The following is a 10,662-nucleotide window of genomic DNA, read 5'->3' as shown; positions in this document are numbered from 1 at the left end:
AATTCTAACGAATTACCGATTTCTGTCCCACTCTCTTTTTCTTTGCCGATATTAGGTGCTCTAGACACGGAATTTATCATAATAAATTTTGACTGATTAAACTATTTATAGGAAGTCTATCACTAATTATAGATTATTCGTTTTACATGTTTTAGGAACTATTTTTTCATGCTATAATTTGTATCATAAAAGTCTGAGGCCAAACCCCAGACTTTGAATGATCAATGATCACGATCACAAGAGATAAATTTGATTTTATAGTAGTCGCCGCGTTTATAGGTTTCGCTATATTCGAGAATTTGACCGGTCGCTTCCAATTTTGTCGTCTTCACTTGACGAACAGTTGGGAAGTTTTCATCGATATTCAACACAGAAGCGATTTTGCTTGGTGTTGGAAATACAATATCATTGATTTCTTCAAAGTGTTCATCATTCATATGGATATGATAATCTTCTTTAAAGCGATCATAAATCGAACTATAGTAATCTAAGCTCGGATAATTTGGGTTAATATATTGCTCTGGGACATAAGTCTGGTGGTAGATATAAGTATCTTCACCAATATGACGGGTCCGATCAATCTTATAATAGAATTGAGTTGGAGCAAGTCCTAGTTTATCCAAGATGTTCAGTGCGTTGCCACGCTTGATAGAGAGAACTTTTACGGTCGCTTTTTGGATAGGGAAGGTTTCAACGTCTGAAAACTCAACCAGCTTGTGTTTTCTAGCGCGCGAAACAAAGGTTCCTTTTCCTTGTTGGCGGACGATGTATCCATCACTAGCCAAATCGTTCAAAGCACGAACAACAGTAATCGAGCTAACATTATAAATCTTAATCAACTCGGCTTCTGTGTAAAATTTATCTCCATTTTCAAATTTACCTGAGATAATTTGTTGCTTCAAATCATCTTTGATGTGTTGGTATTTTGGGATTGCCATGTACTTCACCTCTTTTTTCGATATCTCTTGTTAATATTATTTTAACATATTTTTTTGAAAGTGGTTGACATTTTTTCGTTAATATATTATATTAATAAATGAAAAGGGTTTCTTAGAAGGAGGTTCTCAGTATGGGGGCATTTGAAATCCGTGAAGATTTTTATTTAAATGATCAACCTTTTAAGATTTTATCTGGTGCAATTCATTATTTTCGGATCGATCGTGAGGATTGGTATCATTCCTTATATAACCTAAAAGCTCTAGGTTTCAATACTGTTGAAACCTATGTTCCATGGAATGCTCATGAGCCGCAAAGAGGCCATTTTCACTTTGAAGGGAATTTGGACCTGGAGCACTTTATCCAAGTGGCTCAAGAGTTGGATCTGTATGTGATCCTCCGTCCATCACCGTTTATTTGTTCGGAGTGGGAATTTGGGGGCTTGCCAGCCTGGTTAATCGAAGAAGACCTTCGGATTCGTTCATCAGATTCGGCCTTTCTCGAGGAAGTGGCTCGCTATTACGACGAACTCCTGCCACGTGTGGCCAAGTACCAATTGGATCGTGGGGGCAATATCCTCATGATGCAGGTAGAAAATGAATACGGCTCTTACGGCGAAGACAAAGCCTATCTTCGGGCGATCAGAGATCTAATGATCGAGCGGGACATTACCTGTCCACTCTTTACTTCTGATGGACCTTGGAGGGCGACTCTTCGAGCAGGGACTTTGATTGAGGATGGACTCTTTGTAACCGGTAATTTTGGTTCGCGAGCAAATTACAATTTCTCTCAGATGAAAGAGTTCTTTGCGGAGCATGACAAAAAGTGGCCACTCATGTGTATGGAATTTTGGGATGGCTGGTTCAATCGTTGGAAAGAACCCATCATCAAGCGAGATCCAGAAGAGTTGGCAGAAGCAGTCCATGAGGTCTTACAAGAAGGCTCTATCAATCTCTACATGTTTCATGGTGGGACCAACTTCGGATTTATGAACGGTTGCTCAGCGCGAGGGACCGTGGATTTACCTCAAGTAACATCTTATGACTATGACGCTCTCTTAGATGAGCAGGGCAACCCGACTCCTAAGTACGATGCAGTCAAAAAGATGATGAAGACCTACTATCCAGAGTATCCACAGTCAGAACCACTTGTGAAGTCGAGTTTATCTGAACGAACATTGGAGTTGACCCAAAAGACTAGTTTGTTCGGCAATTTAAACGAGATTGCTCAAGTCACAGAAAGTCTTTACCCACAGACCATGGAAGAAATCGACCACCCATTAGGCTATCTGCTCTATGAGACAGAAGTGGAAATGGATGCGGAAGAAGAGCGCTTGCGTATCATCGATGCGCGTGATCGGGTGCAGGTTTATGCCAATGATCAGTTGATTGCCACTCAATACCAAGAAGAAATCGGTCAAGATCTTTTTTTAAACGGAGAAAAGAAAACGATTACAAACCTAAAATTCTTGATCGAAAACATGGGAAGAGTCAATTATGGGCACAAACTCTTAGCGGACACCCAACGAAAAGGAATCCGAACAGGAGTTTGTATCGATCTTCATTTCAAGCTTCATTGGAAACAATATGCGCTTGATTTTAGCCAGCTGGATCGCTTGGATTTTTCGAAAGAATGGCAAGAAGGTCAACCAGCTTTTTATCAATTTGCTTTTCATCTAGATCAGGTTGAGGATACCTTCCTTGATATGACTGGATTTGGAAAAGGGATCGTTCTTGTAAATGGCCACCATATCGGTCGTTTCTGGGAAGTCGGTCCAACACTCTCCCTCTACATCCCTCATGGTTTTCTCAAAGATGGGGAAAATGAGATCCTCGTCTTTGAGACAGAGGGCACTTGGAAGGAGACCTTAAAACTTGTTTCACAACCTACATTCAAAGAAGTAAAGGGGGAAAACTTATGACTATTGTAGGATGCCGTATCGATGGACGTTTGATCCACGGGCAGGTAGCCAACCTATGGACTACCAAACTTAATATTTCACGTATCATGGTGATCGATGATGAAGTCGCTCAAAATGATATCGAAAAAAGTGGCTTGAAATTAGCGACACCACCTGGTGTTAAGCTTAGTATCTTGCCAGTGGCAAAGGCTGCAGAAAATATCTTGGCTGGAAAATATGACAGCCAACGTCTCTTCATCGTAGCCCGCAAGCCAGACCGCTTCCTTGGTTTGGTAGAAGCAGGTGTACCACTTGAAACCTTAAACGTAGGGAACATGTCTCAATCAGATGAGACTCGTCCGATTACTCGTTCGATCAACGTAGTGGATGCCGATGTGGAAGCTTTCCACAAGCTAGCTGAAAAAGGAGTTAAGTTAACTGCTCAAATGGTTCCAAATGATCCAGTTGAAGACTTCTTGAAGTTGCTCAAATAGTTTATAAATAAAAAAGAAAAATTTTAGGAGGAAATTGTCATGATACAATGGTGGCAAATTTTACTACTTACTTTGTACTCAGCTTATCAAATCTGTGATGAGTTGACGATTGTTTCATCAGCAGGATCACCAGTCTTTGCTGGTTTCATTACTGGACTTGTCATGGGAGATTTAAAGACAGGTCTCTTTATCGGAGCTTCTCTTCAATTGACAGTACTCGGTGTTGGTACTTTTGGTGGAGCTTCTCGTATTGACGCGACTTCTGGTGCCGTTCTTGCGACTGCCTTCTCAGTAGCACAAGGGATTGATGCAGAGCTTGCTATTGCTACAATCGCTGTGCCGGTAGCAACTTTGTTGACCTACTTTGATATTCTTGGTCGTATGACTACAACTTACTTCGCTCACCGTGTAGATGCTGCAATCGACCGCTTTGACTACAAAGGTATCGAACGCAACTACCTTCTTGGAGCGATTCCTTGGGCTCTTTCTCGAGCTCTCCCAGTTTTCTTCGCTCTTGCTTTTGGTGGAGCTTTCGTAGAAACTGTTGTTACAGGTCTTGCTAATGTACAATGGTTGGCAAACGGTCTGAAACTTGCGGGTCAAATGCTTCCAGGTCTTGGATTTGCGATCTTGCTTCGCTACCTTCCTGTTCGTCGTAACCTTCACTACTTAGCACTTGGCTTTGGCTTAACAGCAATGTTGACAGTGCTTTATAGCAATGTTCAAAGTGTTGGTAACGCCGTTTCAGCAATGCTTGGAACAGATGCTTTTGCAAAACTTCCAAAAGAACAAATGGTTGCCTTCACAAACAACTTCAAATCTGTATCTATGATTGGTATTGCCATTATCGGTATCTTCCTTGCAGTACAACACTTCAAAAACAGCCAACGTACAGTTGTAGCTGCTCCAGTAACTGAATCAGAAAGCGGGGAAATTGAAGATGACGAATTCTAATTACAAACTAACAAAAGAAGATTTTAAACAAATCAACAAACGTAGCCTCTTCACCTTCCAATTGGGTTGGAACTATGAGCGGATGCAGGCTTCTGGTTACCTTTATATGCTTTTACCTCAGTTGCGTAAAATGTATGGTGATGGCACTCCAGAATTGAAAGAAATGATGAAATTGCATACGCAATTCTTCAATACTTCACCATTCTTCCACACTATTATCACTGGTTTTGATTTGGCCTTGGAAGAAAAAGATGGTGTGAAATCGAAAGATGCGGTTAACGGGATCAAGACAGGTCTCATGGGACCATTTGCCCCTCTTGGAGACTCAATCTTTGGATCATTGGTGCCAGCTATTATGGGTTCAATTGCAGCAACTTTGGCTGTTGCAGGAAACCCAGCCGGTATCTTATTGTGGATCGCTGTGGCAGTTGCTTATGACATTTTCCGTTGGAAACAATTGGAATTTGCCTATAAAGAAGGGGTTAACCTCATCAACAACATGCAAAGTACCTTGACAGCTTTGATCGATGCAGCTGCCGTTCTGGGTATCTTCATGGTTGGTGCCTTGATTGCCAGCATGATTGGTGTTGAAGTTTCTTGGACTCCACACATTGGGGACAAAGCGATTGAAATTCAAGATATGCTCAACCTTATCTTCCCACGTTTGGTACCAGCTATCATCACAGGTGTAATCTACTGGTTGCTTGGACGAAAGGGTATGAACTCTACAAAAGCTATCTTGCTCATCATCCTTGCAGCAATCGCATTCTCAGCATTTGGCCACTTCTTCTTTGGAATGGCATAATGGAGTAAGGTATGGCAAAACACCTAGTATTGGTCAGTCATGGTCGCTTCTGTGAAGAGCTCAAGGCCAGCACAGAAATGATTATGGGACCACAAGACAACATTCATGCCGTGGCCCTCTTGCCAGAGGAAGGTCCTGAGGAGTTTACAGCCAAGTTTGAAGCCTGTGTTGCAGACTTTGAGGACTACATCGTCTTTGCGGATCTTTTGGGAGGCACTCCTTGTAATACGGTTAGCCGTCTGATTCTTGAAGGGCGCGCCATTGACCTCTATGCAGGGATGAACTTGCCAATGGTAATTGAATTTATTAATAACAGCCTGGTCGGAGGAGAAGAAGCTTATCCAGCGCGTGCACAAGAAAGCATCGTGAAGGTTAATGATCTCTTATCCAACTTTGATGACGACGAGGATGAGTAAAATACGATAGCGAAAACCGCTTGAACATTCGGAATGGGGCTGGGACAATTGTCTCGGCCTCTTACCGCTTATAAGGCGGGTAGAAAAGAGGAGAAGCATGCTAGATTATACAAAAGAAGAACTGCTGGAACTGGGGGCTGAAATTACGACACGCGAAATTTACCAGCAACCGGAAGTTTGGAAAGAGACCTATCGTCTCTATCAAGAGAAAGCAAAAGAAATCCAAGAGTTTTTGGAGGCTATTGGGAAGCGTCATGGCTACATCAAGGTCATCTTGACAGGGGCAGGGACCTCAGCCTATGTGGGGGATACTTTGGTTCCGTATTTGCAGGAAGTGCACGATGAACGTCACTGGAATTTCCAATCCATTGCGACGACAGATATCGTGGCGCATCCACAAACCTATCTCAAAAAAGAAGTACCAACTGTCTTGGTTTCCTTTGCACGAAGTGGCAACTCCCCAGAAAGTGTCGCAACCGTGCAGCTGGCCCAAGACTTGGTCAATGAACTCTATCAAATCACCATTACCTGTGCGGAAGAAGGGAAGCTGGCTCAGCAGGCTCACGGAGATGAGCGCAATCTCTTGCTCTTACAGCCGAAAGAAACCAACGACGCCGGCTTTGCCATGACCTCCAGCTTTACCTCTATGCTCTTGACAGCCCTCTTGGTCTTTGATCCAAGTGAGGAAGCAATCAAGGCAAAACGAGTAGAAGAATTGATTCACCTGTCAGAACAGGTCTTGGAAAAAGATCGCGAGGTTAAGGAAGTTGTAGACTTAGACTTCGAGCGCGTCATCTATTTGGGGGCAGGACCTTTCTTTGGGCTCGCTCATGAAGCTCAGCTAAAGATTTTGGAATTGACTGCCGGTAAAATCGCGACCATGTACGAGAGTCCTGTCGGCTTCCGTCACGGTCCGAAATCCCTCATCAATGATCAGACTCTCGTCTTGGTATTTGGATCGATTGCCCCTTATACACGCCAGTACGATCTAGATTTGGTTGGAGAAGTAGCCGGAGATCAGATTGCCCGTCAGGTCGTCCTCTTGACGGACCAAGCTGCAGGCATTGAGCATGTACGAGAAATTTTGGTAGCATCTTCAGCCGATTCACTGGATATCTACCGTGCCTTCCCATACATTATCTATGGTCAATTGATTTCTCTCTTGACTTCGCTCAAGGTTCAAAATCGTCCAGACACGCCATCACCAACCGGTACCGTCAATCGGGTTGTACAAGGAGTGGTGATTCACCCTTTTCACTAGAATGAATGATCTTGGAGGAGACAACTTGTGAAACACTATCAAAAATATCTATTTGGTCAACTGGACGGCCAAGACGTAGAAGCTTATCGCCTCGAAAATGACTTAGGTTATCAATTGTCTGTCATGACCTATGGGGCGACGATCTTAGAGTATGTGACACCAGACAAGCATGATCAATTCGCTAATATTGTATTGGGCTTTGACAATTTTGATGCCTATGTCGGCAATAGCCCCAAGTATGGAGCTAGCATTGGCCCAGTCGCGGGCCGGATTGCGGAGGCAAGTTTTGAGCTCAATGGTCAAACCTATCACTTAGAAGCCAATAATGGTGCCAACTGCAACCACAGTGGACCGACTGGCTGGGACAGCGCCTTGTTTAGCGTGGAATCCGTGACAGACCAAGAAATCACCCTGTACACAGAGCGTGCGGATGGTACCGGCGGTTTCCCTGGAAATCTCAAGATCTGGGTGACCTATGGCTTGACGGAAGCAGGGGAGTTGGAAATCAGCTATCGAGTAGAAACGGACCAAGATACTCTAGTTAATCCGACCAACCACAGCTATTTCAACCTATCAGGAAACTTCACTCAGCCGATTAATGACCATGTCTTTCAGATCAACCATCAAGGGCTTTACCCTATCCATCCCGACGGTGTCCCTCTTCACACTGTGGACAAAGAAAGTCCGGTTGTTCAGCATCTCTACCAAGCTATGCTCTTAGAGGATCTCTTTAAGGATTCTGATCCGCAAATCCGCCTGGTAGAAGGCTTGGACCATCCATTTGCTCTTCCAGAAGGGCATGAGAATGCAGGCTTCTTCTATCATCAGCCGTCTGGACGCTTTTTGACCTTCAAGTCAGAAGCTCCCGCCTTGGTGGTGTATTCTGCTAACTTTGTGGATGAAACGGTTTATCTGGAAGGCAAACCAATGGTTCAACACAATGGCTTGGCTCTAGAATTCCAAATCGTACCAGATGCCATTCATAGCGACCAAGCTGAAAAGGTTATCTTGAGAGCGGGTCAAATCTTCACCAGCAAGACCAGCTACCATGCCATTGCTAAGAAATAGATAAGAAAGAGAGGGTGACAAACAAGGATGTGAAATCTTTGCTTGGAACCTCCTCTTTTTTTGAAAAAAATTTAAAAAATGACTATAAGGAAACTTTAAGCTTCCCGTCGTATACTAATACCATCATCAAAGACCTCCTAACTTTGAATGATAAAACTCCTAAAACTTTTTCATAATAATCTCCCTATAAGAGCCACCAAAACCGGTGGCTTTTTTTCTGGGAGTGAGACAGAACAATTTTTTAAAATTGCTTCGCTTCCTTATTTTTTGGCTCAGGTTGAAAAGGTTCCCCAAACCTTTTCAATTGTCTCACCCCCCGCACAGGTCAAACAGTCTGGGAGACTGTTTGAGGTTGCGGATATAGGAAACCTCGTTTCCTCATTAGTAGGTAATCTTTGGAGCTATAAGAGCGAACAAAGATACCAATCAACCACTGCGTTATGTAATTATTACTAAGCCTATTTCATCTAACCAAGCCTGATAGGGACGTAGACGAGTTTAGGTACGTTGACGCAGTTTGAGCGGAGCGAAAACTACGTTCCTTATTCTTTACGAGTATTAGCGAGTTTAGGTACATTCCTTAAAAAGAAACAAGGTAGTTTAAGAGGGGAATCGATTCCCAACACCCAACAATCAATAATTAGTGACATATTGAATAGAATATGATTTTAAATCATCAGAGGCATCATTTTTTGCTATAATAGACTGTATGAGTAGAATTTTAGACAATGAGATCATGGGCGATGAAGAGGCTGTTGAACGGACGCTGCGCCCGCAATATTTACATGAATATATCGGTCAAGATAAGGTCAAGGACCAGTTAAAAATCTTTATCGAGGCAGCCAAGCTTCGGGATGAGGCGCTGGATCATATCCTTCTTTTTGGTCCTCCGGGACTAGGGAAGACTACGATGGCTTTTGTTATTGCCAATGAACTGGGCGTCAATCTAAAGCAGACTTCCGGTCCTGTCATTGAAAAGGCTGGTGATTTGGTAGCTATCCTCAATGATCTAGAGCCAGGCGATGTTCTCTTTATTGATGAAATCCACCGTCTTCCTATGTCAGTCGAAGAAGTACTATACAGTGCCATGGAAGATTTTTACATCGACATCATGATTGGTGCTGGCGAGACCAGCCGGAGTGTCCATCTGGATCTTCCTCCCTTTACCTTGATTGGTGCGACGACTCGAGCTGGGATGCTGTCCAATCCCTTGCGCGCTCGCTTTGGAATTACCGGTCATATGGAATACTACGAGCAAGATGATCTGACAGAGATAGTCGAGCGGACCGCCGAGATTTTTGAGATGGAGATTACTCACGAGGCTGCCGAGGAGCTTTCTCTTCGTAGTCGGGGGACTCCTCGGATTGCCAACCGTTTGCTGAAGCGGGTGCGTGATTTTGCTCAGATTATGGGTGATGGCTTGATTGATGACACCATTACTGACAAGGCCCTCTCTATGCTAGATGTGGACCATGAAGGACTGGACTATGTCGATCAAAAGATCCTGAGGACCATGATTGAGATGTACGGTGGCGGCCCGGTTGGCCTTGGGACTCTATCGGTTAATATTGCCGAAGAGCGAGAGACCGTAGAAGATATGTATGAGCCTTACTTGATTCAGAAAGGCTTTATCATGCGGACCCGGACAGGGCGCGTGGCGACCCGCAAGGCTTATGAACACCTGGGTTATCCCTACAATGGAGACTAGAAGAAGATGCTAACGGAAAAAGCGATAGTAGAGCAAATCCAAGCGGATCAAGAGATGATGACTGTCTTGGCCATTATTCGGGATCTCAACCTGGCAGACGCTTGGCTTGCAGCTGGTGCGGTGCGCAATTTCGTCTGGAACCAGCTCTCTGGAAAACCAGGGTTTGATGCGACGACCGATATGGATCTGGTCTTTTATGACCCTACGATTAGCTATGAGGAGACTTTGCAGATCGAGCAGGGATTAAAGAAGACCTATCCTCAGTACGCTTGGGAAGTCAAAAATCAAGTCTATATGCACCAGCATAGTCCGGGGACGGCTCCTTATCGCAGTGCTTGTGACGCGGTTTCTAAATACCCCGAGCAGTGTACAGCAATTGCAGTTCGCTTAAGGAAAGATGGTCAGCTAGAGCTCTTTCTCCCCTATGGGACAAGGGATATCGAAGATTTCATCGTTCAGCCGACTCCACATTTTTTAGCCAGTCCCGAGCGTTTGGCGGTTTATACAGAGCGTATGCGGAAGAAAGATTGGAAACGAAAATGGCTATCCCTTCAGATCATCCTGCCTGAATAAAAAAAGAAAGTCAGCCCACCTCAACGATGGACAGGCTTTTTTCGTCTTGCCTCAAAAATATAATTTTAGCAGATTATATTTTTCTTACATTCTGTTATAATAGAAAGGAGGTGCTGTCATGAAAAAAATTGTATTTGTGTGTTTAGGAAATATTTGTCGGAGCCCCATGGCAGAGTTTGTCATGAAGGACTTGACCAACCAGTATGAGATTGAAAGTCGTGCCACTTCTAACTGGGAGCACGGGAACCCTATTCACCAAGGGACTCAAAAGATTTTTCGTAGTCATGGCGTGCCCTATGATGCTTCTAAAACATCCCTTCAAATCAGCGACCAAGATTTTCATGCCTTTGATCTGATCTTAGGAATGGATGAGAACAATGTAGCTGACCTCAAACGAATGGCACCTCCTGGAACAGAGCACAAGATTCATCTCTTTGCAGGAGAAAGTGTTCCAGATCCATGGTACACAGGAGATTTCGAAGAGACCTATCGCCGTGTTCTAGCTGGTTGTCAAGAGTGGTTGGATCGATTAGAAGATTAGTTTCGG

Annotated in this window: 11 protein-coding genes; 10 read left to right on the top strand and 1 reads right to left on the bottom strand. The window is 43.8% G+C overall.

Translation table 11 applies throughout. The features are described from left to right. Positions 1 to 221: 221 nt before the first annotated feature. Complete coding sequence (locus ADF75_RS00140) at positions 222 to 938, bottom strand: GntR family transcriptional regulator (protein ID WP_006595289.1); 717 nt, start codon at positions 936 to 938, stop codon at positions 222 to 224. A 131-nt stretch (positions 939 to 1,069) separates the two neighbouring features. Between ADF75_RS00140 and ADF75_RS00135 the strand changes: the two genes are divergently transcribed. From ADF75_RS00135 to ADF75_RS00085, 10 genes are all read left to right on the top strand, one after another. Continuing rightward, positions 1,070 to 2,857: a glycoside hydrolase family 35 protein gene (locus ADF75_RS00135; RefSeq protein WP_048788705.1), complete on the top strand. Its 1,788-nt coding sequence runs from the start codon at positions 1,070 to 1,072 to the stop codon at positions 2,855 to 2,857. Continuing rightward, positions 2,854 to 3,330, top strand: a complete 477-nt coding sequence (locus tag ADF75_RS00130) for a PTS system mannose/fructose/N-acetylgalactosamine-transporter subunit IIB (protein ID WP_048788704.1) — start codon at positions 2,854 to 2,856, stop codon at positions 3,328 to 3,330. Before ADF75_RS00135 ends, ADF75_RS00130 begins: the two co-directional genes overlap by 4 nt. Before the next feature lie 39 nt (positions 3,331 to 3,369). Further along, complete coding sequence (locus ADF75_RS00125) at positions 3,370 to 4,284, top strand: PTS mannose/fructose/sorbose/N-acetylgalactosamine transporter subunit IIC (RefSeq protein ID WP_006595286.1); 915 nt, start codon at positions 3,370 to 3,372, stop codon at positions 4,282 to 4,284. Then, a complete protein-coding gene (locus ADF75_RS00120) occupies positions 4,271 to 5,089 on the top strand; it encodes a PTS system mannose/fructose/sorbose family transporter subunit IID (RefSeq protein WP_006595285.1) in 819 nt (272 codons plus the stop codon). The genes ADF75_RS00125 and ADF75_RS00120 overlap by 14 nt, the downstream gene beginning before the upstream one ends. An 11-nt stretch (positions 5,090 to 5,100) precedes the next feature. Beyond that, positions 5,101 to 5,505 carry a PTS sugar transporter subunit IIA gene (locus tag ADF75_RS00115; protein WP_006595284.1) on the top strand — a complete coding sequence of 135 codons (405 nt, stop codon included), beginning with the start codon at positions 5,101 to 5,103 and terminating at the stop codon, positions 5,503 to 5,505. A gap of 97 nt (positions 5,506 to 5,602) precedes the next feature. Further along, the gene (locus ADF75_RS00110) at positions 5,603 to 6,766 is read left to right on the top strand and encodes an SIS domain-containing protein (protein ID WP_048788703.1); all 1,164 of its coding nucleotides are present in this window, start codon (positions 5,603 to 5,605) and stop codon (positions 6,764 to 6,766) included. Positions 6,767 to 6,793: 27 nt separating this feature from the next. Then, positions 6,794 to 7,834, top strand: coding sequence for an aldose epimerase family protein (locus ADF75_RS00105; RefSeq protein ID WP_048788702.1), 1,041 nt, complete (start codon positions 6,794 to 6,796; stop codon positions 7,832 to 7,834). A gap of 709 nt (positions 7,835 to 8,543) precedes the next feature. Next, a complete protein-coding gene (gene ruvB, locus ADF75_RS00095; RefSeq protein WP_082161844.1) occupies positions 8,544 to 9,542 on the top strand; it encodes a Holliday junction branch migration DNA helicase RuvB in 999 nt (332 codons plus the stop codon). 6 nt (positions 9,543 to 9,548) lie between these two features. Beyond that, entirely contained in the window at positions 9,549 to 10,115 is a 567-nt protein-coding gene (locus ADF75_RS00090; RefSeq protein ID WP_048687844.1) for a nucleotidyltransferase family protein, read from the top strand. Between the two features lie 118 nt (positions 10,116 to 10,233). Next, positions 10,234 to 10,656, top strand: a complete 423-nt coding sequence (locus ADF75_RS00085; RefSeq protein WP_048687842.1) for a low molecular weight protein-tyrosine-phosphatase — start codon at positions 10,234 to 10,236, stop codon at positions 10,654 to 10,656. The last annotated feature ends 6 nt before the right edge of the window (positions 10,657 to 10,662 follow it).

Origin of the sequence: Streptococcus sp. 1171_SSPC, from assembly GCF_001069335.1 — a bacterium.
GTDB lineage: Bacteria > Bacillota > Bacilli > Lactobacillales > Streptococcaceae > Streptococcus > Streptococcus xiaochunlingii.
The sequence above is the reverse complement of the archived record's forward strand: the minus strand, read 5'-3'. Positions and strand labels throughout refer to the sequence as shown.

Bases quoted from the DNA above. Each gene is read 5' to 3' on its own strand.
- ADF75_RS00140 (WP_006595289.1), bottom strand. From the start codon at position 938: ATGGCAATCCCAAAATACCAACACATCAAAGATGATTTGAAGCAACAA.
- ADF75_RS00135 (WP_048788705.1), top strand. From the start codon at position 1,070: ATGGGGGCATTTGAAATCCGTGAAGATTTTTATTTAAATGATCAACCT.
- ADF75_RS00085 (WP_048687842.1), top strand. From the start codon at position 10,234: ATGAAAAAAATTGTATTTGTGTGTTTAGGAAATATTTGTCGGAGCCCC.
- ADF75_RS00115 (WP_006595284.1), top strand. From the start codon at position 5,101: ATGGCAAAACACCTAGTATTGGTCAGTCATGGTCGCTTCTGTGAAGAG.
- ADF75_RS00110 (WP_048788703.1), top strand. From the start codon at position 5,603: ATGCTAGATTATACAAAAGAAGAACTGCTGGAACTGGGGGCTGAAATT.
- ADF75_RS00120 (WP_006595285.1), top strand. From the start codon at position 4,271: ATGACGAATTCTAATTACAAACTAACAAAAGAAGATTTTAAACAAATC.
- ADF75_RS00125 (WP_006595286.1), top strand. From the start codon at position 3,370: ATGATACAATGGTGGCAAATTTTACTACTTACTTTGTACTCAGCTTAT.
- ADF75_RS00090 (WP_048687844.1), top strand. From the start codon at position 9,549: ATGCTAACGGAAAAAGCGATAGTAGAGCAAATCCAAGCGGATCAAGAG.
- ruvB (WP_082161844.1), top strand. From the start codon at position 8,544: ATGAGTAGAATTTTAGACAATGAGATCATGGGCGATGAAGAGGCTGTT.
- ADF75_RS00130 (WP_048788704.1), top strand. From the start codon at position 2,854: ATGACTATTGTAGGATGCCGTATCGATGGACGTTTGATCCACGGGCAG.